This is a genomic window from Chryseobacterium gwangjuense (assembly GCF_021311115.1).
Taxonomy (GTDB): domain Bacteria; phylum Bacteroidota; class Bacteroidia; order Flavobacteriales; family Weeksellaceae; genus Chryseobacterium; species Chryseobacterium gwangjuense.
In genome coordinates, this window is the sequence record NZ_JAJTNP010000005.1 from 81,735 (window position 1) to 106,474 (window position 24,740).

Here is a 24,740-nt window from a genome sequence, read left to right on the forward strand (position 1 = left end):
TTACAGTTTTAAATCATAAGTGAAGGCTAAATAATACAACCCTCCGATTTCCGGTCCTGCTGCATATTGAAAATAACGACGGTTCAATAAGTTGGTTGCTCCTACTTTTATTTGAGCTCGGATTTCAGGAATTCTCCAGGTAGCTTGAGCATCGATCGTGTAGTAGGCCGGAATATCTCCTGAAGCCAACGGACTTTCCCATAAGAATGCATCCTGCCATCTTGCGACAATGGAAAAACCTATATTCTTAATAATTTCCCTGTTCCCAACACTTACATTTACCGTCCATTTTGGAGTATTGAAAGAAGTGATAAAAAGATCTGATCTATTAGACGTTATAAGATCATTATACGATACATTCGCATTGATATTATAATTTTTGACAAGATTATAGCGGATTCCTACAGATGTTCCGTAGCTTTTATACGTCCTGTTGCTGTTAGTATAGACTCTGTATCTGTCTTGCTTACTTCGATCAAGCATATCAAGAACTGCCTGATCCGTTCCTACTTTAGCATTTTTAGGAACTGATACTTCTACCTGTCCCAGAAAGCCTTCATAGATGTTATAATAAAAGTCCCAGTCGATAACCAACTTGTTATTAAAAAACACTGATTTATACCCTACTTCAAAAGAATTAATCTTTTCAGGCTGTAGCTTTTGCAAATTGGCCACTACTAAAAGATTTCTGTTGTCCAACGCCGCCTGGTTTTGAGAGGCTCCTCCATCTACTGCTGCATTAACAGCCGAGGTAAACTTATCAATAGAAGCCAGCGTATATGAGTTTTCCAAGTATCCTAATCCTTCATTCACTTTAGTAAGCCCTCCTACTCTCCTTACATTCCCGTTATTCACAAAGGAAAGCGCTTCAAATAATGACGGAAAACGGAATCCGTTTTGAAAGGACGCTCTAAAATTGTGCTGGTTCACAGGGGAATACACCACACTTATTCTAGGGTTGAATTTAGCTTCAAATTCAGGATTTCTATCAACACGCAATGCTATATTCACTTTCAGTTTATCTTCAAAAAATGTTTTGGTAAGCTGTGCAAAAATCCCGTATTTCTGATAGATCACGTCTTTACCGAAAGTACCGTCAGATAAAGGAATATTTCTTTCACTTACAGGTCTGTCAAAATCCACAAAGTTGTTTCCATCCGGAGTTATGCTATACAAACGGTAATCAATCCCAGCCAAAAGGTTGAATACTTTTACCAGTCTGCTAAAATCATACGTAAGTTCTCCCTGGTAAAAACGGGATTTCTGCTCCAACTTTGCTCCTCCTGTTGCCGGAGCACCTGCAATTCCTCCATTCGCAGAATCCCAGTTATTGATACCAATAATGGTATTTTTTAACTGTTCAAAAGCAGCGGTTCCGGGAACTACCCTGTTTTTGTCGGCTTCCTGTCTTGCCAAAATAAAAGCATCATTAAGGCTTGCTCCTGTATTAAGGTTGTTTTGTAAGGCAGACTGAAATATATTTCTCCAGTTCGTGTTAGAAAGATTCGTAAGATCTAGATTATCGGCTAAAGGTTTAAGATTGTAAGAATCTCCTGTATTTTCTATAGATACATAGGCTCTGAATGTAAGCTCTTTTCCGGTAAGCTCAACTTTATGGTTCTGAACTGTTGCATTTTGCAGTCGGATCTTGTTTCCTCTTTGAAATGTTCCATCCAATAACCCATAGCGATACACATAAGAAGTTCTCCACTGATCACCGAAACGATAATATAACCCTGCATCGAATTTAATATTTTTCACTTCCGGGCTTACCAAATCTTTCTCAAGATATCCTGTCCTTGAAACATTAAAAGTTGTTGGTTTTCCATTATAATTTACTTTTACCGCTACTCTGTTGTTTCTTTCATCTCCATATTTATTCCAAAGGTCTTCCGCAGGATTATTGCTTAAAGAAAATTTAGGATTTGCCGTAATCAGTGAATTAGGGTTCTGATCGGTTTGATTATCCGAAATCCAATCAATTCCATTGAAATATGAAGCGTTGACTTTTATGGCTAAATTTTTATTGAAAGCCTTAGCAAATCTTATCGCACTTTCTCCCAAAGGAGCAGTTTGATGATGGAGATTGTCAACATGATTCACTCCGCCACGAAAATATACACTCAACCCTTCGGAAGTGAACGGATCTTTAGTCTGAAGACTGGCTAATCCATTAATAGCATTCATTCCGTACAATGCAGAAGCCGCACCGGGAGTTACTTCCATTGACTGAATATCCAGTTCCGTTGGTCCGATAGCATTTCCTAACGGAACCCCTAATGTTGCAGACTGAACATCTACTCCGTCCACCAATTGCATAAAGCGGAAATTGTTAGGAGAGTTGAAACCTCTTGAATTGGGAACTTTTAAGGTAAGACTCGAAGTTAAGAGCTGTAATCCTTTTACATTCTCTAAGGTTTCGTAGAATGAGGAAGCCGGACTTTCACGGATGGTTTTGATGTCTATTTTCTCAATAGCAATGGGCGATCTTAATACTTTTTCAGGAACACGAGATGCAGAAATCACTACTTCATTAATGATGGTGTTCTGAGGATTCAGCTCTATCGCGATTTTATTGGATAGGGAAAGAATTTCCACAGTCTGGCTTATAAAACCTTCTTTACTGATCACAATTCTGAAAGGTATTTTTACTCTGGTTCTTAATCTGAACTGACCTTCCTGATCTGTTTGTGCAATATCCTGCGTATTTTCAACCTGTATCTGCACTCCGGCAATCCCTTTCTGAGTATCAAAATGTTTAATAATTCCGCTTACTTCTATAAGCTGTTGCTGGGCCTGGAAGAAATTAATAAATAGAAATGTAAATAATAGAATAGCTGTTTTGGGCAGAACATGGTTCTGTCTGTTATGTTTCATTGATGGTCATTTTTTAGGTTAATAGGAATGTGTTGTGATATTTATGATAAACTGCACATACACATTCGTATCCCTAAAAACTCATGATAATATTTCCTGAGATTTGTCTGACGGTAAAGAATATTGATCATATATTTATTTTATGGTTTGTAAATAACGATAGGAGAAATCACCAAACGTTTCGTCTGTACGTTTTTCTTTTATATAAATCCCCAATAGCTTATCAAGAGTTTCAAGGATTTCCTCTTCGCCGATATTTTCTTTAAATTTTGTATTGAGACGCAATCCCAATCGATCGCCTCCGATATGCAGGTTATATTTCCCATAAGCAGTCCCTACAAATCCGATTTCTGCATTAGGAGATCTTCCGCAACCGTTCGGGCATCCTGTCATACGAATAGTGATATCTTCCTCCAAAAGGCCGTATTTTTCAAGAACAGGTTCTATTTTTGTGACTAAAGACGGTAAATAACGTTGTGCTTCCGCCAAAGCCAGCGAACAGGTATTCAAAGCGACACAGGCAACGGAGTTTTTACGCAGTGCACTTGAATTTTCAGTATAGCCGGAAATCCCGAATTCTTTTAAAAGATTTTCGATGTCTTTTTTATCTTCCTCTTCAATATCAGACAGAATAAGGTTTTGATTGCAGGTAAAACGAAAATTAACTTTTCCGGTTTCAGCGATCTTTAATAACCCTGATTTTAAAGGATATTCATTGGTATCAAGCACTCTTCCATGCTCAACAAATACAGTATAAAACCATTTTCCTTCATGATTCTGTACCCAGCCGTAACGGTCTTTTCTTTGCTCAAATTTAAATTCTTTAGCAGGTTCAAAAGGGAAGCCTGTTCTTTTTTCTACCTCTGTTCTGTATCCGTCTATCCCAAGTTTATCAATAGTATATTTAAGTCTTGATAGTTTTCTATCGCTTCTGTTTCCAAAATCACGCTGTACGGTGATGATCTCATATACGACCTTTAAAGCTTTTTCTTCCGTATCCACAAATCCAAGTACAGAAGCCAGACGTGGATATGTGGCTTCATTTCCATGGGTAGCTCCCAATCCACCTCCTGCTGCAATAGTATATCCAACCACTTTATTGTTTTCGATAATTGCGATCAATGCAATATCATTAATGAATACATCTACATCATTGTTAGGCGGAATAGCGATTCCGATCTTTAATTTTCTAGGTAAATACCTGTCCTGATATAACGGATCTTCCTCTGCCTTTCTGTCTATTAACAATTCATCATCTATCCAGATATCATAATAAGATTGGGTTTTTGGCAAACACATTTCACTTATTTTTCCGGCTAATTCATACACTTCCTGATGTAAAGGTGATTCAGAAGGATTGGAGGTACAGGTTACATTTCTGTTCACGTCACCACATGCGGCAATAGAATCCAGGTGCTGCAGATTGAATTGTTGGATGGTTGGTCTTAAATGAGACTTCAGAATACCATGAAGCTGAATGGTTTGCCTCGTTGTTATTTTTATAGTTCCTGTAGAATGTTTCCCGGCGACTTCATTCAATCCAATCCATTGTTCCGGAGTTAAGAAACCTCCCGGAAGCCTTAGTCTTATCATGTACGAATACAGCCATTCCAATTTTTTAGCTACACGCTCTTCTCGCCTGTCACGATCATCCTGCTGATACATCCCGTGAAATTTAATAAGGGTTTGATCATCTTCACGTATCGCTCCGGTAAATTCATCGGAGAGACTTTCCTTCAAGGTTCCTCGAAGCCCATTGCTCCCGGTTTTGATTCTTTCTACCGGTGAAAGATTATCTTTATTACTCATTTTTTACTTTTTACTTTATTTCAGAATACAATTAATACACATCTTTGGCATATCGCCCGTTAAATTCCAATTCTTCAAGATAGATTTTAGCTTCTTCTATGTTTCGTTTTCCCTGATTTTGGATAATATTTAAAAGAGTTTCCTCTACATCCCTGCTCATCGGATCTTTGGTTCCGCAGACATATAAAGAAGCCCCCGCTTCCAGCCAATGAAAAACTTCCTGGGCCTTTTGTTCCAGCTTATGTTGTACATACACTTTTTGGGCAGTATCTCTGGAAAACGCAACATCCAGATGAGTTAAAGTCTCTGTTTTAAGAAAATCCTGGATTTCCGACTGATAAAGGAAGTCCGAAACAAAATTCCGGTCTCCGAAAAACAGCCAGTTTCTTCCTTCTGCACCTACTGCGTCCCGTTCCCACAAAAAGGATCTGAAAGGAGCGATTCCTGTTCCCGGACCGATCATAATAATGTCTTTATCCGGCTGAGGAAGTTTAAAGTGTTTGGCTTCCTGAATGTAAAATTCAAACTGGTCTCCCTCTTGAAAACCGCTGAGAAGTCCACTGCATAATCCGTTTTGTTTTTGATCATCTATAAGGTATTCCGACTTAGTGACTGTGATGTGAATTTCGGTATCACCATGCGCTTCCGGAGAGGAAGAAACCGAATATAAACGGGGTGCCTGACTGGTAAGAATGGTAATAACTTCTTCGAATTGAGCAGCATTTTTAACCGGATATATTTTCAGGAGATCAAGAAGACTTAAACGGACTTCCGGAATCTGATGTTCTGTGATTTCAGCATATTGAGCTACCGTAGTTTTCAGAAGATAGCTGATATTAAGATGTTTATACAGAAGTTCGTCTACACTGGCGGTTACTTTTGAAGTTTCAATCTGTTTTTCCGGATCAATTCCTGTCAATGAAATAATTTCATTCACTATAATTTTGGAGTTGAAAGGAATGATTCCCAATGCATCACCTGGGTTATAAACAATAGATTCATCAGATTCTATTTCAATGTGATAGGTTTCTTTTTCGGAAGTAATATCATTGAGGTTGATGATATTGGAAACCGTTCCGTGGTATTTCTTTCTTCCTGTTGAAACTTTCGGAACTGAAACAATCTGCTTACTTTTTATTGAAGTTTTTGTAATCACTTCAAAAATATGCTCAATCCATTGATGGGCCTCTTTTTCATAATCGATATCACATTTTTTCAAAGGAACAATACGTTCTGCTCCCAAAATTTCAAAACGGGAATCAATGTCTTCCCCTGTTTTGCAAAACTGAGGATAACTGCTGTCACCTAAAGCAAGAATTCCAAATTTAAGCTGATTAAGGATCAATTCATTCTCATGAATGTGTTCATAGAATTTCTTAGCTAAAATTGGTGGTTCTCCTTCTCCCTGTGTACTGATGACCACAAAGAAAAATTCCTCTTTTAGAAGGTCTTTTGGTTTATATTGGGAAAGATCCGCCAGTTTCACCTGGATTCCTTTTTTCTTAATACTTGCAGCAAGTTCTGTAGCCAACTTTTTACTGTTTCCGGTTTCTGTACCGTACGCAAGTGTTATTTTCTTTACAGTAATTTCATTGACCGGATTACTTTGTAAAATAGGCTGAACAGTAGCGATTGGCGTTCCGGCTAACCCGGCTAAATAACCGCTTGCCCAGATCGTTTCATCTCTTGAAAAATCACCTGATAGTTGTTTGAGGATATTGAATTTAGTTTCAGACAGCATATTGAAAAAGATTTTGAGTTGTTGGGGTGAGACTTCCGTTGACTACAGATTTAAAGTATACCCCTTCCTGTTCCGTATTTTCCAGCCAGGAAAATTCTTCATAAAGATGGACTACTTTGCCAATGATCACCAATGAAGGGGAAGCAAAGTTTTTATGGGCTAATTTTTCATTAAAATCTTCAAAAGAGGAAGTATACACTTTTTGATAAGGCGTGGTTGCCTGTTCGATAACAGCGATTTTTTTATCTCTGGAAATATTGAGCTCCATGAATTTATCTACAAGCGCCGAAAGATTTCCTTTAGACATATAAAATACAAGGGTGTCATTGGTCACTGCTAATTCATTCCAATAATTCTCATCAAGGATTTCAGATTTATAATATGTAAGAAACCGTACCGAGGTTGCATAATTCCTTGCCGTAAGAGGCATTCCGGCATAAGCTGCCGCTCCTAAAGCTGCTGTAATCCCTGGAATAATCTCGTATGAAATTTTATTTTGTTTCAAGGTTTGTAACTCATCCAGAATATTGGAGAAAATAGAAACATCACCTCCTTTAAGCCTTGCTACGGTTTTATTTTGAAAGGCATATTTAATCATTAATTCGTTGATCAGAGATTGAGGTGTGGATGCATTTTTGCTACATTCTTTACCAACATATATGATTTCTGCATTTTTACTGGCATACTGTTCCAAAATTTCGGGACTAACCAAGCGATCGGACAAAATAATATCTGCTTCAGCAATCGCTTTAACCGCTTTTACAGTGATGAGATCAGGGTTGCCGGGTCCTGCACCGATAAGGTAAACCTTTGGTGTTTTAATAATGTTATTCATTCTAAGTCTGTGTATTAAAGTTTAGAAAAGCCCTTCAATAGAGAGGTATCTTTCGCCCGTATCGTAATTAATCGTTAATATTTTTGATCCTGATGGTATTTCCGGAAGTTGTTTGGCTACTGCGGCTAAGGCTGCGCCTGTGGAAATTCCTACAAACAAGCCTTCTTTTTTACCTGCATGAATGGCATATTCAAAAGCTTCTTCTTTTCCAATTTTAATGATTCCGTCCAGAAGAGCTGTATCCAATATAGATGGAATAAATCCGGCTCCTAAACCTTGTAAGGGATGCGGTGCAGGTTCTCCACCACTTAAAACGGGTGACAATTCAGGCTCTACAGCAATTACTTTAAGATCAGGGTATTTTTGTTTCAGTACTTTTGCAATTCCTGTGATGTGACCTCCAGTTCCTACTCCGGTAATAATGAAATCCAACCCGTCAGGAAAATCGTTTAAAATTTCCTGTGCCGTTGTTTCTACATGAACTTTTACATTGGCAGGATTGTCAAACTGTTTAGGAATCCATGAATTGGGAGTTTCCAGAGCCAGTTCATTTGCTTTTTCAATAGCTCCTTTCATCCCCTTTTCTCTTGGAGTCAGTACAAATTCTGCTCCGTAAGCTTCCATAATTTTACGGCGCTCCACACTCATACTTTCGGGCATGACCAGAATAAGCTTATATCCTTTTACTGCTGCTACCAAAGAAAGCCCGATTCCTGTGTTTCCACTTGTAGGTTCTATAATGACACTTTCTTTGTTCAGTAATCCTTTGGCTTCCGCATCTTCGATCATAGCTAATGCAATTCTGTCTTTGATGCTTCCTCCCGGATTACTTTTTTCCAGTTTAATCCAAATCTCATGATCTGAATTGAAAAGCTTATTGATTTTTACTACTGGTGTATTCCCGATTGTTTCTAATGTGTTTTGGAATTTCATACCGTTTCAATTTTTATTTTTTCTTTACTTCTTTTTATATAACAAAGGTTAAGGATTCCGGCAATGAGCTGTTGTCCTTGATTTTTATTTCACTTTTATGATAAACCAGAGAATGAGCAGGAACATTCTGTGTAATCCAGACATTTCCTCCGATAATACTTTCTCTGCCTATCGTTGTATTTCCTCCTAAAATGGTGGCTCCGGAATAGATAATGACATGATCTTCAATATTCGGGTGCCTTTTTTTGTTTGCTTTTTCTTTGGAAACATGAAGAGCACCGAGGGTTACTCCCTGATATATTTTTACATGATTTCCTATAACCGTGGTTTCCCCGATCACAATTCCGGTTCCATGATCGATAAAGAAATGGTTTCCTATTTCTGCTCCGGGATGAATGTCTATTCCTGTTTTGCTATGTGCATACTCCGAAATAATACGGGGCAATATTCTTATTCCCTGCTTCCAAAGCTTATGTGAGATCCGGTAAACATAGGTGGCAAAATATCCAGGATACGCCAGAAGAATTTCTTCCAGAGATTCTGTAGCCGGATCAAATTCAAGAATCACTTCTGCATCTAAGATCAGCTGATCATATATTTCAGGTAAGGAATCAAAAAACTGATCCGTTTGTTTTTTAGCAAGAATTTTGTCATCAGCAATACTTTCAATCAGGTTTAAAAGAGTGCTATGTAATCTTGCAAAATCTTCTTTTAATTTATCTTCAGTATTGATGTGCTGTGGAAGAAACAATACTTTATATAGTTCTTCAACAAACACTTCCGTTGTATTCTTATCCAAAAAAACGAGAACATTGTTTTGTTTCTTTTTAAAAATCTTTTCAATAAAATAATTTGACCTCTCCATCATCTATTGGATTATGCACGCTGCGACTGTTGAATTAGAAGTTTCATCCACCAGAATGGCTGCCCCTGTCTGTTTATTATTGATAAAACTGTCAAAAACCAACGGCTGAGCAGTTCTAAGGGTAACTTTTACAATTTCATTAAGCCTGATGTCTCCTTCTGCCTTTTCCTGCGCAAGGGTATTGACATTAATTTTATAGTCTATTGCTTTCACTACTGTTTTTATTACTCTACTGTGATGCTGCAACAGGTATTTATTTCCCGGCTGAAGCGATTTTTGATCGAGCCAGCATAATAAAACCTCTACGTCTTTTTCAACATAAGGAAGGTGCTCTGTCGTAGTGAAGAAATCACCTCTGCTGATATCCAAATCATCTGATATATGCAGAACCACAGGTTGTCCCTCAAACGCTTTATCCACTTCCGCTCCATTAATTTCAATTTTGGATATATGAGTGGCAAAACCTGCCGGAAGGATATGAACTGTATCTCCTTTTTGAAAATGCCCGCTTACAATCTTTCCCGCATATCCACGATAATCGTGCAATTCTTCCGTTTGTGGGCGAATAACATATTGAACCTGGAAACGATTTCCATTTTCAGATTCTTCATCGAGCTCTACATTCTCCAGATATTCCAGAAGAGAGCTTCCTTCATACCAGTTTGTTTTAGGCGATAATGACACAATATTATCTCCTTTAAGCGCAGAAATCGGAAAATAGCTCACATTGTTCAATCCCAGATTTTCTGCAACTTTTGAATATTCTGCTTTTATCTCTTCATATACTTCTTCTGAATAGTCGATCATATCCATTTTATTAATGGCTACAACCACTTTTTTCAATTTCAACAATGATGCGATGATGGAATGTCTTCTGGTCTGCTCAATTACTCCTTTACGGGCATCAACCAGTATGATCATTAAGTCGGAATTGGAAGCACCGGTAATCATATTCCGTGTATACTGAACGTGTCCCGGAGCATCTGCAATTATGAATTTCCTTTTGGGTGTTGAAAAATACCTGTAAGCAACATCAATGGTAATTCCCTGTTCTCTTTCTGCACGCAAACCATCCGTTAAAAGTGCGAGATCTACCCCATCTTCATTTTTGTTTTTTGAATGTTTTTCCAGAACTTCCAACTGATCCTGTAAAATACTTTTGCTATCGTAAAGCAGTCTTCCGATAAGGGTACTTTTCCCGTCATCAACACTTCCTGCGGTTATAAATCTTAAAATATCCATATATAATTCATTAATGATGTGTAATAGGTAATGAGTAATTTGCTGCACGCAGAGTTATTGTTCATTACTAATTGCTGATTATTTATTAAAAATAGCCTCCTTTTTTTCTGTCTTCCATCGCAGCTTCGGTGACCCTATCGTCGATTCTTGTTTCACCACGTTCTGAAATTCTGGTAGCTAAAATTTCATCAATCACACTGTCAATAGTAATAGCATCAGACTCCACGGCTGCGGTACACGTCATGTCTCCTACAGTTCGATAGCGAATCCGTTTGGTGGTGATGACATCCTCATTTTCCAGTGTGGCATATGGAGAATTGGCAATCCATTGTCCGTTGAGGTCTACCACCTCTCTTTCGTGGGAAAAATAGATGGATGGAAGCTCTATTCTCTCTCTGCGGATATAGTTCCAGACATCCAGTTCCGTCCAATTACTGATCGGAAATACTCTTACATTCTCACCTTTATGGATTCTTCCGTTGAAAATATTCCATAATTCCGGGCGTTGAAGCTTGGGATTCCATTGTCCGAATTCATCACGAACGGAGAATATTCTTTCTTTGGCACGTGCTTTTTCTTCATCTCTTCTGGCTCCTCCAATGCAGGCATCAAATTCAAATTCCTCAATGGTATCAAGCAATGTAAAGGTCTGTAACCAGTTTCTGCTTGGAAATTTTCCTTTAGGTTCTGTTAATTTTCTGCTTCTTATCGTTTCTTCAACTTTACGTACCACCAAATCCACCTCTATTTGATTTACCAGCTTATCACGGAATTCTAAAACTTCAGGAAAATTGTGTCCCGTGTCTATATGTACAAATGTGAAAGGGATTTTTCCGTAACGAAACGCTTTCGAAGCCAAATGAGCCAAAACAATACTGTCTTTTCCCCCGCTGAACAGCAATGCAGGGCGTTCAAATTGTCCCGCTACTTCCCTTAATATGTAAATAGATTCGGATTCTAACTGATCTAAATAATTGAACTGATATGTTGACATTTTTGTTTATTTTTTTATTGATGAATATGTAAACCGCACTCTTTTTTATTGGCATCTTCCCACCACCAGCGACCTGCCCTGAAATCTTCACCCTCCTTAATTGCTCTGGTACATGGAGCGCACCCGATACTTGCAAACCCCTTTTTATGGAGATAATTGTAAGGCAATTGATGCTTTTGAACATAATCGGTCACTTCTTGTGTGGACCAATGAAGGATCGGATGATATTTGATGATCTGGTTCTCTTCATCCCATTCCAGTTGAGGCATATTTTGTCTGTTTAAAGAATGTTCCGACCTTAATCCTGTGATCCAGACTTTATAACCTTTTAATGCGTTTTTTAAAGGTTGAACTTTTCGTACAGAACAGCATTCTTTTCTCTTCTCTACGGATTGATAGAATGAATCCGGGCCATTTTTTGTGACAAATTGTTGCAATTCTTCTGCATCCGGATAATAGGCTTTGATATTCTTTTTAAAAAATGCTTTTGTAGCTGCCCAGGTTTCATAAGTCTGTTCAAAAAGCCTTCCTGTATCCAAAGTGAAAATTTGGACATCTAAATCTTTTATCAGATGAGTCACCACCTGATCTTCATAACTGAAACTGGTAGAAAAGATAAGTTTTTGAGGAAAGTTAGCCGCCAATACGTGGAGAAAATCCCCTCGAGAAATCGTATCAAACGTTTCTTCAAGCAGCTCATCAAATTCTTTTTTCAGACTGTTTTCCATTGCATCTTAAAATTAATTGATGCAAATATATATATTAATTCTATAACTCCTATCAAATTAGTAGAATTTAAATTAAAAAAATTTTATTTCTTTTTCATAAAAGCAGTTAAAGTCGCCTCCATCATGCTTTTTCTGGTTTTTTCACGAACATTGATCAACTCATTTCTAAGATAGCAAGACTCTTCATCTACACAATCATCACAAGCCTCATAAAAATTTAAAGAAACACAAGGAGTCAGAGCGATAGGACCATCAAAAATACGGTAAAGGTCCGCCAAAGAAACATCATCAGGAGACTTTAATAAATAATATCCACCAGCAGTTCCCTGCTTACTGTTGACAAGCTTTGCTCTTTTTAATTCGAGGAGAATCTGCTCTAAAAATTTTTTCGGAATGTTTTCTTCTGCTGCAATAATTGAAGTAGACAGAAAGCCCTGATTGTAATTCCTGGCTAATCTGACCATTGCTTTTAATGCATATTTGCAACGTTTGGACATCATAATTAATGCAAGTTATAATAATTTATTTGATTTAGAAAATTCACCTTCAAAAGTACCGAGTAAATACTATTGATCTCAACAGCCTTTAGTATATCACTTCACATTACAAAAGATGTACTGTATTACCCATCATTAATCCCACTCTTTCTAACAACCTTGTTCCCAGATAAAAGATACTCCAACAAAACCCCTCTATTTTTGTGAAAATATTGTGTCATTTTTAAATTATAGATAATAAATTCATTTAATAATACATCAAAACAATACGTATTCATCGCTAAAATAAAAGAAAAAATAACAATTTCGTAAAAATAAATTTGGTTTTCAAAAAAAAATCCTACTTTAGTGAAATGATTAAGATTTAAATTTAATATGTTTCTGAAGCCTTTAAAATTATGATTTCACAGGACTATCAGAGATAAAATCAATCAATATAAAACTAAACCCGAAAACTCTGTTATATTATGAATCAAGACTATTTTGATGTCATCGTTATTGGCGGTGGTGCCATTGGTTTAGCCACGGCTTATGAGCTTGGCAAAAGGAAAGCCAAAACCCTCGTACTGGAACAGTTTAATTTTATGAATCAACTGGGAAGTTCAGCAGGAGTTTCCAGACAATTCAGAATTCCTTATCCGGATGAGTATATGGTGCAAATGGCATTGGATGCTCAACCTTATTGGGATGCATTACAGCAAAAAACAGACACCCCGTTACTTGATAAAGTGGGAACCCTTTGGTTCGGAGATCCCGACGTACAATCCACAGAAGGAAATATTGCAGAGGCTGAAACGGCATTAAAAGCGCTCAAGGTACCTTATACTACTCTTACCGCTCAAGAAATTGAAGAGCAATATCATTTTAAAAATCTTCCTGAAAAGTATACCGGATTATTCCAGCCCGATGGAGCAAGTATTAATTTTAAAGCGACTATTGAAACCCTCTTCAAATTATGTCAGAAAGAAAAAACGGTACAACTTCAGGATGATTCTCCCGTCATTAATATAGAACCCATAGAAAATGGTTTTGTGGTAACCACTCCACATGGTATTTACATCACTGAAAAGCTGGCCATTATACCGGGTCCTTATATCAATAGTGTCATCAACTTACTCAATTTCAAAATAGAAGCGACCTATTGGAATATGTCTTCAGCATATTTCAAAAAAACGGATCCCAATATCCAATACCCGACATGGTTTGTCTTTCAAAATCCGGACGAAAAAAACGGCAATCAGTTTTATGGATTTCCTTCAGTAGACTGGGATAATCCGGACTATATCAGAGTCGCACCCGATTTTGTAATAGAACCTCTGGAAGATCCGAAAGACAGAACATTAATTCCTAATAGTGAAGAACTCCGTTACACTTCAGAATGGGTACAGAAATATATGACCGGTCTTGATACAGAACCAGAATATACCTCAACATGCCTGATCTCTCTAAGCATGATTCCCAATAAAGAGCTGCTGATTGATTTTGCTCCGAAATATGTTCCCAATCATCAAAACATTGTGGTGTATGCTACAGGATGGGCTGCGAAATTCACACCTTTTCTTGGCAAAATAATGTCTGATTTGGCATTAGACGGAAAAACAGATTTTGACATCAGTCCGTTCCAATTAGGGCAAACGTACTTTAAACTCCTTTAACCATTATACTTTTAATATGAATAAAAACACCTCTTTAAATCCAGGAAAATCCCCTGATTTAAAAATTGAAGTTGCTATTATCGGTGCCGGAACTTCCGGATTATACACCGCCTATCGTTTAGCTACAGAAAATAAATACAAAGCAAGCGATGTTCAGATCTTTGACATGAGCAATAAGCTGGGCGGAAGATTAGAGTCTGTCATCATGCCCGGAATGAATTTCTGGGGCGAACTTGGAGGAATGCGCTATCTTACCTCTCAGGAAATTGTGACAACCTTAATAGAAGGCTACCCTCTTACGGAAAAAGATCTGAGCAAAAGAATTCCTGTTTTACAAGATAAAATGACCCCCATTCCTTTTCCAATGGGAGATCCCTCTAAGTTATTAATGTACCTTAGAAAAGAGCGTTTTCATCAGAATGACTGGGATGTGGCACAACAGAATAATAAAAAACTACCCACCCGATATTACCTCAACGAAAATGATTTAGGATTCAGTTCAGATCAGCTTTTCAATAAAATTATTTACGATGTTCTTATGGCGGATTCGTGGGTAAAAAATAAATACGGCGACAGAATCATAAAAAGCGAAACATCGATCTATGAATACACTTTTAAGCTGACCAGCAGAGATTGGGATGATATAAAACCAAAACTTGTTTACAATTTCCCCAATTCACCTTATGATCAGCGCAAAGTAAATGACATCGGTTTCTGGAATTTAATTAAAGATCAGGTGTCACAAGAAGGATATGAATTTCTTGCGAATGCAGGAGGATATTATTCCAACACCATCAACTGGAATTCTGCAGAAGCTTTCCCTTATATGGTGGGTGATTTCTCAGCAGATACGACTTACAAAACCATTAAAGAAGGTTATGACAGCATCGCTTATGCAATAGCCAATGCATATATGGAACACGACGGAGCTTGTATCTGGTCTGAAAACCAGCTATTAACATTTACAGAAGATCATGATTCAAAAGACACGCATCGTTATGAATTAAGCTTCTTGAATCTTAAAAGTAAGTCCATCTGGAAAGTTTATGCCAACAGTATTGTATTGGGGATGCCACGAAAATCTCTGGAACTTTTAGATCAAAATAATTTCTTTTTCAATATCAATTCCAACCCTCATCTCCAAACCAATATGAAATCCATTATTATGGAACCCGCTTTTAAAATCCTAATGGGTTTTGAATATCCATGGTGGAGAGAAAGAGAACTGGATATTGATTCCGGACATTCCATTACCGATTTACCAATGCGACAATGCTACTATTTTGGCACCGATCCGGAAACCAACAATTCGATGTTACTGGGCAGCTACGGAGACATGGAAACGGAAACTTTCTGGAAAGCACTTTCCGATGATAAAGTGCTGTTCGAAGTACGACCGGCAAAAAATGCCTCATTACAAGAACTCCATCAGCTCAATGACGTTCAGGCCACCCAATTTATGGTACAGGAGCTCCTTAATCAATTAAGAGAATTACATGGTCCTGAAGTCAATATCCCTGATCCTTATGTAACCTATTTCAAAGACTGGACAGATGATCCGTTCGGAGCAGGTTATCATGCCTGGAAAGCAGGATTTTCTGTAGATCAAGTAATGCCTTATATGCGAAAGCCTAACCGAGATCAAAACATTCACATTTGTGGTGAAGCTTATTCTGATCAGCAAGGCTGGGTAGAAGGTGCCTTCTGTGAAGCAGAAAAAATGTTGCAGGAGCATTTTGGATTAAATCGCCCTGAATGGCTAAGCCCTGAATATTACCTGGGATGGTAATTTTTGGTTAACAATAAAAAACACAGCATCTTCTTTTGAAAGTGCTGTGTTTTTATTGTTAAAGTCTTTATTGAAGAATAGCATTCTACAGGTCTCATTTGATAAATTATTGTCATTACGCATCAAAACTTGAAATTGTTAACACTAAAAAAATTAAGTATTAACGACTCAATACCAACACATTAAAGACTTTCAACGACATTAATATTTAATAAGTATATTGCAGAATTAACCGTAAATTCATGAAAAGCATAAGATTAATCTTACTTATCTTTCTTTTTAATATACAATTTCATTTTTCCCAGAACATTAAACATCTTTCCGTAGAGGAAGGACTCCCTCAATCTTTTGTCTCTGCTATCGAACAGGATGAAGACGGCTTTATGTGGATAAGCACACGTAACGGACTTGCCCGATATGACGGAAATAGTTTTAGAATTTTCCAACATGATTTAAAAAATAAAAACTCATTATCATCCAATATTATAGATTATATTAAAAAGGACAGACAGAATACTCTTTTGATTAAATATGAAACCAATGAAATTGACAGATTTGATCTGAAAACGGAAAAAGCAGAACATATTATCAATGCTCAGTTTATAGAAAAAAATCACATATCTGTTCACCGAAATACCTGGCTTGTTTCCAGAGACAATGTTTTATGGTTTAAATCAAAAGAAAATAACCTGTACCATTATCATCTTAATAACAAAAGTAAGCTGGTTAAGCATAATTTATCTTTAACTTCTGATGAGAAAATTTTTAATATCGCAGAAGATAAAAACAGCAACATTTGGGTATTAACTCAAAAGAATCTCAAACAGTTCAACAGAAAAACGCAGCATTTTATAAACATTCCTATTCCTTATACAATGTTTAAGGACGATACAGAAAGCAAAGTATTTGAATCCATTGCTTTCTCTCTACGAAAAAATGGAGAATTCCTTTGGGCAGACAAAGAAAATTTATATTTTTTCAATCCTTTAAAAAAAGTATTCCGAACAGAAAAACTGCCCATTTCCTCTCCTGTTAAGATTAAATGGATTGTCTCAAATCCTAACGGAAAAGAATATTTTATCGCAGGAAATAATATTTATAGCCATGATGATATTTCGGGAATCAATTTCTTGAGTACAATTACCATAAACAAAAAAACTCAGGCATTTTATGTTGATCATTCCGGATTGGTATGGGTAGGTGCAGATACTGATGGCATTTACACTATAGATTACAATGTAAATTTTGAAGCTTTTTCTTATAAAAAAGATTTTATCACAGATCTTTTAAAAGAAACATATGGAATTTCTCTTCATGATTTTTTTGACTGGGATGAACAAAAATTGGGTGTTTTACAACCCTCTTATTACTTTAGGTCAGCGTGGAATCATCAGAAAGAATGGATCGCCCTAAACCGTACCATTTGCTATTATGATACGAAAGAGAAAAAGGTTTTTAAATTCCCTACTCTTCCCATGGCCAATGAAGCTGGATTTAGTTTTATTACGGGAATTAGTCTCGACCAAGATAAACCATTCGTTATTGATAAATTGAATACGATTTATACCTTTAATAATGGAAAATGGGAAGTTTTTCAGACTTTAAAAAACTTTAATCCTGCTCTAAAAAGTACCAATATCTATTTTGACCTCTCTGCTAAAGCTCTTTGGATAACCACCGAATCTCACGGACTTATCAAAATAGATGTATCAAGTAAAAGCATCAGACAGATAATCAATGACAAAACAGGATTGCCTACCAATCATTTAGTGGCTGCGGTTCCTGATAGCAGAGATAAAAATATTTTGTGGTTGGGAAGTATCAATGGTTTGATCCGGTTTAATAAAACGACCGGCAAGAGCCGAATATTTACAGTAAAAGATGGGCTACCTGATCAGGTAATCTACTCTATTCTTCAAGACCAATCAGGTAATCTGTGGATGGGAACCAATAAAGGTCTTGTAAAATTTGATACTCAAAACTTCAACATAAGAGTTTTTACACGACAGCATGGTTTAAAAAACATTGAATTCAACAGGTTTCATCAGTTTTTACTCCAGGATGGAAGAATGTTTTTTGGAGGAACAGAAAACGGAGTAAAATTTAACCCAGAAAAAATAAAACAAGATATTTTTTCACCAGTCACAGCTATTACCCAAATTTTGATAAATAATAAAGAAAATATTATAAATAATTCAACAGTTAATCATGTTCAGGAGCTAATTTTACACTATTCCGAAAATACAGTATCTATCACTTTTGCGGCTCTGCAATTCAGCCAGCCTCAGGAAACCCGATACCGCTACCGGCTTAAAGGCTATCAGGATGATTGGGTCTATACAAAAAATCATGAGATTAATTATATCAAACTTCCTCCCGGAAAATATATTTTTGAAGTAAATGCTTCCAATACCAGCGGGAAATGGAGTCATTTTACTAAATCATTACCGATAAAAATCAGTCCGCCCTGGTGGAAAACATGGTGGGCGATTATCATCTATCTATTGTTGATAGGAAGCAGTATTATATGGTTTATCCGATTTAAAATCAAACAGGAAATTATTAAAAACGAAATAAAGCTTAAACAAAAAGAAGCTTTGGAACTCCGTAAGCTCGATGCTATAAAAAACAATTTCTTTTCTAATATTGCTCACGAATTCCGTACACCATTGTCACTCATTTTAGGACCGGCTGAACAATTAAAAACAGAAAGCGTCAGCGAAGACCGAAATAAACTCTTCGATACGATTAAAAAAAATACAGGCAGCCTTATTCAGCTTACCGATCAGCTTATCGACATTGCGAAACTTGAAGCAGGAGTGCTAACTCCCCAAATGGTTTGGGGTGATGCCATCATGGTCATCTCACAGGTTGTAAATGCCTTTTCAGAAGAAGCTTTTACTAAAAAAATCAGTTTAACATTAGAAGCTCCAGCTAAAGCAGAATGCCTGTTTTCAATCAATACATTAGACAGAATATTGTATAATTTAATCTCTAACGCACTCAAATTCTGCTCAGCCGGCGACCACATCACCGTAAAAGTTTCTCATAATGAAAATGGTTTATTGTTAAAAGTTCAGGATACAGGCTCAGGAATTCCTGACGAAGAGCAACATAAAATTTTCACCCGCTATTTTAAAGGAACCCAACAAGACGAACTTCAAGGTAACGGAATCGGTCTGTCTCTGGTAAAAGAACTGGTAGAACTTCATCAAGGTACAATAGATCTGGAAAGTACAACATCTCAACCATCGGGTACCATTTTTTCGATATGGCTTCCGTTGGAATCACAAAAAAATACAAATACTAATCCAAAACATAAGAATGAAACCCTTGCAGACAACTTCGCAACCCTGCTTATTGTTGAAGACAACAAAGATCTATCTCAATTTTTAACGGACAACCTGCGCGACAGCTATACTATTTTTGTAGCCGAAAATGGAAAACAAGCATTAGATATAGCCCTTGAAAAAATGCCTGATCTTATTCTAAGCGATGTGGTCATGAATGAAATGGATGGTTTTGAGTTCTGTAAAACACTTAAAAACAATATCAATATCAATCATATTCCTGTTATTCTCCTTACCGCAAAAGCGGATATGGAAAGTAAAATTGAAGGCCTCTCTTATGGCGCCAATGATTATATTATTAAACCTTTCAGTATTACAGAACTGAAATATAGGATTAGTAATCAGTTGTTACAACAAAAAAAACAATATGAATATTTAAAGAATACATTTCTGCTTCCCGAAACCGAAGTTAAGGAGATTGAAATTCAGGAGAACTCCATCACAAATTCCATCAATAATGATTTTCTGAACAAAATCCATAAGATTATTGAAGAGCATCTGGATAATAAAGACTTTAGCGTTGATGAATTAGCCACTGCTTTGTCTATGAGCAGAAGCAATCTCCATCGTAAAGTAAAAGCTATGTTTGATATGCCGACAGGAGAAATTATTAAAACATACCGCCTAAAAAGAGCCTCCGAATTACTGAAACAGAATTATACAATTTCTGAAGTAACTTATATGACAGGTTTCAACACGCCTTCTTATTTTACGAAATGTTTTAAAGAATATTTCGGGCATACACCTACAGAACATCTTTAAAAGTAAGTGTTGCAACGAGAATGATAGTTTTTGCAACGAGAATGACAATGGTTTGAGAGAGGTTGTAATAGTTTTACGGCATAGCAAAAACTATATATTATGCAGAAACATTTACTCAGAAAAACATTGATTAAAGCTTCATTAATTAGTACCTTATTTATAGGAGCGTCTCAAGTACATGCCCAACAAAAAGCTCTTAATTTTGATGGAGTTAATGATTACATTCAAACCAATTTTCCAGGAGTCTTAGGCACAACTGCCCGTACCGTTGAAGCCTGGGTAAAAACTTCAACTGCAGCAGGCGAAATGCTTATCGCTGATTGGGGATCTGACACAACAAATGGTCAAAGATTCACGGTAAGACTAGTTGCTTTAACCGGCGGAAATTATTCTGTAAGAGTAGAAGTAAAAGGCGGAGGATTGAATGGAACAGCGGTAGTAAATGACGGAAACTGGCACCATATTGCTGTTACCTATGATAATTCGTTAAGCTCCAACCAGTATAAAATATATGTGGACGGAGTATTGAATGTACAAGGCGGAGTAGGCTTAACGGCTAATACGGTTAGTTCCACTAATTTAATTATAGGAAGAAGAATCGTTGCAAGCTTTGGAGGCTACTTCAACGGTACTATTGATGATGTCCGTATCTGGAATGTTGCTCGTACTCAAGCAAACATTCAATCAAGCATGAATCTTGAATTTTGTACAGCACCTTCAAACCTTGTAGCTTATTATAAAATGAATGATGGAACAATCGGTGCAGATAATACCGCTTTAACATCTCTTGTAAGCTCTGCTGGTTCTTATCCGGGGACATTTAATGGTTTTGCGCTTACAGGTACAACTTCCAACTTTGTGGCAGGAGCTTCCAATTTAGGAGCACCTAACAATACCATCAGTGTTTCAGGAACTGCTCTTACGGCCAACCAGACCGGAGCTACTTATCAATGGCTGGATTGCAACAATGCTAATGCACCAATCAGTGGTGCCACAAGCCAATCATTTACTCCTACAACATCTGGTAATTATGCTGTAACAATAAATATAGGAGGATGTAGTGTCACATCAACATGTCAGTCTTTTACAACATTAGGAACTGATGATTATAAGAATGACACAACTGAACTTACGGTATCTCCAAATCCTGCTCAAGATTTTATTACCATTAATTCAAAAAATATGGTGGATGAAGTAGAGATCATAAACTTTACCGGGCAGAGAATGATGATTTTCCAACCGAATACAATCTCGCCTACTTTTAATATTTCCAGTCTTGATTCAGGTGTATATATTGTAAAAGTACGTATGAATCATCAAACAAAAACTTATAAAATGATAAAAAAATAAGTTGAAAGACCCTGTTTTACTATTCGAACTATTAAAAAAAATTAAAATCCTAATTCCTTATAATAAACTGATTTTCAAAAACTTTATTGTTTTGAGTGGTAAATAGGGGGTCTTTTTTTTACAGAAAGTGATCATTGGGTGGTTAAAAATTACTCCTCTATTTTGATTCCGTGTAATGTTGCATAAAAATATATTCAATAGGATTCTTATGGCAAACATTCGATTTTTAATCCTTCGGAGAGTTCGGTAAAATTTAGCTTATCCTTTATACAATTTAATCTGAAATATAAAGTGTAGTTTTTTTATAATCCCCAACAGCAAAGGGAAAAAGGGGAAATCTTCCACAGTGTGTTTAATTAAATATTGGGTTCCCTTTGCTATTTTTTATAATAACCTTAAACTCTCCTTAGAACTTATTGCTCATATTTTTTATTAAATCTATTTAATGCAGGCTATTTCTAAGATTTACATTCACTCTATTTCAGATATAAAATACTAAAAAATGAATAGATAAATAGGACAATGGAATCACTAAAAAAGTAATTAAAACAACTAAGACTATGAAAAAATATGCTTTATTATTTCTCTTATTAATTTATAGCGTATGCTTTTCTCAAGCAGGAAATATAGACGCAACCTTTAATACAACAGATCTGGGAAATGGTTTGGGCGACGGACCAAATAGTACCGTTTCAAAATCATTAAAACTAGCGGGTGGGAAAATATTACTTATAGGTAATTTTACAGCCTATAATGACTCCAATGCCACAAGAATTGTAAAGATCAATACAAATGGAAGCATAGACCCCACTTTTGCAACAGGAACCGGAGCAAACGCCTATGTATATTCTGCTGCTGAACAGTCAGATGGAAAAATCATAATCGGTGGAAATTTCACGAGTTATAATGGAACAACTGTCAATCGAATTATCAGAATCAACACTGACGGGACATTAGATACTACTTTTTCAGGAGTAGGAACAGGACCCAGCAGCAACAGTATAGTTGATAATATATTGATATTGCCTGGTGGAAAGATTTTAATTACTGGTACTTTTAGCACTTATAATGGAATAAATGCAGTTAGAATGGCAAGGCTGAATACCGATGGTTCCCTAGATGCCACTTTCACCTGTTATCCTGGTGTTGGTAACGCAAGTGCATCCATCGGTAAAATGGAATATGATGCAACTAATCAAAAAATCTACGTTGGAGGAAGCTTTACTTCAATTAACGGTACTACGGTTACCAGAATTGCAAGATTGAATAGTGATGGTACTGTAGATACTACATTCAATACAGGTACCGGAACCTCACAAGGTTTTAACAATACTGTTTCTGAGATCGTTCTGTTGAATTCAGGTAAAATTTTAGTTGGAGGAACTTTTGGAGCATATAATGGAACCTCAACCCTTAAAAATATCTGCAGACTAAATAGCGACGGAACCCTAGACACCACTTTTAACCATACTAATGCAGCAAATAATTCCGTATATTCCATAAAAGTCATTGGAAATAATCTTTTTGTTGGAGGAAATTTTGCCACTTACAGTGGGACCACTGTCAACAGATTGGTAAAATTAGATTTAGACGGGACCCTTGACACTACCTACAACGCAGGAAATTCCGGAGCTAATTCCTCCGTAACTACTATTTTAGACAATTTGGATGGTACCATCTTCATAATAGGTTCATTTAATATCTACAATGATACTAACAAAAATTATTGTGCCCATATTCTTGCTGATGGTTCATTGGATAATACCTATAATGTAGGAACCGGTGCTGATGGTAATGTAAGCTCAATACTATTTCAACCGGATAACAAAATTATAATTAGTGGGGACTTTACTAGCTATAACGGGACAATACAACGTAAAATTACAAGACTGAATACCGACGGAACTTTAGATACATCTTTTAATTCTGGTGGAAGTGGCATGAATGGTACAGTGGCTGCAGTAGCATTACAATCTAACGGTAAAATTGTGGCAGGAGGTACTTTCACAAAATATAATGGAAATACTGTGACCAATCTTGTAAGAATTAATTCTGACGGTTCTTATGATAATAGTGCCCTTACACTAGGAACAGCTTTTAATAATTCTATAACGGCTGTTGCTGTACAAAGTGACGGGAAAATTATTGTAGGAGGTAGCTTTACCAGCTACAACGGTACAACTATAAACCGATTGGCAAGATTAAATACTGATGGAACTTTAGATGCTACTTTTGCTATTGGAACAGGTGCCAACACAGGATCAATATCTGCGATTCTGATTCAAAATGATGGTAAGATTATAGTAACAGGACTTTTCACAACATTCAATGGAACAACGGCAAGAATTGTAAGGCTGAACACGGGCGGAGATATAGATACTTCTTTTAACCCTGGAACAGGACCCAATCTACCACTTTATACTGCTATTCTTCAACAGGATGGTAAAATTCTTGTTGGGGGAAACTTTTCAACGTTCAACGGGGTTTCACAAGCAAGAGTTGCAAGATTAAATGCTAATGGAAATCTAGATACCACTTTCATTCCCGGAACAAGTATTGATGCTTCTGTACAAACACTCGCTGTACAACCGGATAATAAAGTGATCATTGGAGGATTGTTTACCAAATACGGAACCACCCTTTCCAACAAAATCATGAGATTAAATGCAGATGGTACTCTTGATACAAGTTTTGATGTAGGAGGCGGAGCAAATAATACAATTAATAAGCTGGTTTTGGATCAAAACAACAATGTATTGATAGGCGGTTTATTTACCAATTATAAAAATGGCGGAAAAAACAGAATTGCAAGAATCCTGAATGTTACAACTTCTTTAGCAACTACCCAGGTTAAAAATAATACTAAGGATGTTAGTGTGTATCCAAACCCTTTTACCACTGACATCCATATTGATACTCAGGAAAAGTTAAGTAATGTGTCTGTTTTTGATATGTCCGGAAAATTGGTACATACTTCCAATCAAAAAGATTTAAATCTCTCCCATCTTCTAAAAGGAACATATCTGATAAAAGCAACGACAGTTGGAAATAAAGTAATAATAGTAAGAAAGATTATAAAAAAGTAAAGAACCTAAAATTGAAGGGATTAACGGTTTTTATCTATTGATTCTTATTATGTACAGAGAAGTGGTTGAAATTTTCATTTGAGAAAAGAAAGGGTTGAAATCGAATGTGTTTTTCAAAAAAAAGCACATTCGATTTCAACCCTTCATATATATGCACAAAGTAATTGACAAAATGTCAATAATAAGAAAATTAAAATGAATTCATCAATATTAAATTAATCAAAAAT

General features: G+C 36.5%; 15 protein-coding genes. 5 read left to right on the plus strand and 10 right to left on the minus strand.

What is annotated here, in order from left to right:
• The 10 genes from LV842_RS11010 to LV842_RS11055 all read right to left on the minus strand — a co-directional run bounded on the left by LV842_RS11010 (position 1) and on the right by LV842_RS11055 (position 12,524).
• Positions 1–2,877, minus strand: a complete 2,877-nt coding sequence (locus tag LV842_RS11010) for a TonB-dependent receptor (protein ID WP_233111509.1) — start codon at positions 2,875–2,877, stop codon at positions 1–3.
• A gap of 135 nt (positions 2,878–3,012) precedes the next feature.
• Complete coding sequence (locus LV842_RS11015) at positions 3,013–4,686, minus strand: NADPH-dependent assimilatory sulfite reductase hemoprotein subunit (RefSeq protein ID WP_233111510.1); 1,674 nt, start codon at positions 4,684–4,686, stop codon at positions 3,013–3,015.
• Positions 4,687–4,717: 31 nt separating this feature from the next.
• Entirely contained in the window at positions 4,718–6,427 is a 1,710-nt protein-coding gene (locus tag LV842_RS11020) for a diflavin oxidoreductase (protein ID WP_233111511.1), read from the minus strand.
• On the minus strand, positions 6,417–7,262 hold the full coding sequence (cobA, locus tag LV842_RS11025; RefSeq protein WP_233111512.1) for a uroporphyrinogen-III C-methyltransferase: 846 nt from the start codon (positions 7,260–7,262) through the stop codon (positions 6,417–6,419). Before cobA ends, LV842_RS11020 begins: the two co-directional genes overlap by 11 nt.
• Positions 7,263–7,283: 21 nt before the next feature.
• Complete coding sequence (gene cysK, locus LV842_RS11030) at positions 7,284–8,195, minus strand: cysteine synthase A (protein ID WP_233111513.1); 912 nt, start codon at positions 8,193–8,195, stop codon at positions 7,284–7,286.
• A gap of 34 nt (positions 8,196–8,229) precedes the next feature.
• Complete coding sequence (epsC, locus tag LV842_RS11035; RefSeq protein ID WP_394801215.1) at positions 8,230–9,060, minus strand: serine O-acetyltransferase EpsC; 831 nt, start codon at positions 9,058–9,060, stop codon at positions 8,230–8,232.
• Between the two features lie 3 nt (positions 9,061–9,063).
• The gene (locus LV842_RS11040) at positions 9,064–10,302 is read right to left on the minus strand and encodes a sulfate adenylyltransferase subunit 1 (RefSeq protein WP_233111515.1); all 1,239 of its coding nucleotides are present in this window, start codon (positions 10,300–10,302) and stop codon (positions 9,064–9,066) included.
• Positions 10,303–10,387: 85 nt separating this feature from the next.
• A complete protein-coding gene (gene cysD, locus LV842_RS11045; protein WP_233111516.1) occupies positions 10,388–11,296 on the minus strand; it encodes a sulfate adenylyltransferase subunit CysD in 909 nt (302 codons plus the stop codon).
• 14 nt (positions 11,297–11,310) lie between these two features.
• Positions 11,311–12,024, minus strand: a complete 714-nt coding sequence (locus LV842_RS11050) for a phosphoadenylyl-sulfate reductase (RefSeq protein ID WP_233111517.1) — start codon at positions 12,022–12,024, stop codon at positions 11,311–11,313.
• Positions 12,025–12,107: 83 nt separating this feature from the next.
• Positions 12,108–12,524 carry an RrF2 family transcriptional regulator gene (locus LV842_RS11055; protein WP_233111518.1) on the minus strand — a complete coding sequence of 139 codons (417 nt, stop codon included), beginning with the start codon at positions 12,522–12,524 and terminating at the stop codon, positions 12,108–12,110.
• A 464-nt stretch (positions 12,525–12,988) separates the two neighbouring features.
• Here LV842_RS11055 and LV842_RS11060 point away from each other — a divergent pair, with 464 nt between their 5' ends.
• The 5 genes from LV842_RS11060 to LV842_RS11080 all read left to right on the plus strand — a co-directional run bounded on the left by LV842_RS11060 (position 12,989) and on the right by LV842_RS11080 (position 24,513).
• On the plus strand, positions 12,989–14,176 hold the full coding sequence (locus LV842_RS11060; protein WP_233111519.1) for an FAD-dependent oxidoreductase: 1,188 nt from the start codon (positions 12,989–12,991) through the stop codon (positions 14,174–14,176).
• Positions 14,177–14,192: 16 nt separating this feature from the next.
• On the plus strand, positions 14,193–15,965 hold the full coding sequence (locus LV842_RS11065) for a flavin monoamine oxidase family protein (RefSeq protein ID WP_233111520.1): 1,773 nt from the start codon (positions 14,193–14,195) through the stop codon (positions 15,963–15,965).
• A 242-nt stretch (positions 15,966–16,207) separates the two neighbouring features.
• Positions 16,208–20,077 carry an ATP-binding protein gene (locus tag LV842_RS11070; RefSeq protein WP_233111521.1) on the plus strand — a complete coding sequence of 1,290 codons (3,870 nt, stop codon included), beginning with the start codon at positions 16,208–16,210 and terminating at the stop codon, positions 20,075–20,077.
• A gap of 99 nt (positions 20,078–20,176) precedes the next feature.
• The gene (locus LV842_RS11075; protein WP_233111522.1) at positions 20,177–21,427 is read left to right on the plus strand and encodes a LamG-like jellyroll fold domain-containing protein; all 1,251 of its coding nucleotides are present in this window, start codon (positions 20,177–20,179) and stop codon (positions 21,425–21,427) included.
• 560 nt (positions 21,428–21,987) lie between these two features.
• Positions 21,988–24,513, plus strand: a complete 2,526-nt coding sequence (locus tag LV842_RS11080; RefSeq protein WP_233111523.1) for a T9SS type A sorting domain-containing protein — start codon at positions 21,988–21,990, stop codon at positions 24,511–24,513.
• The last annotated feature ends 227 nt before the right edge of the window (positions 24,514–24,740 follow it).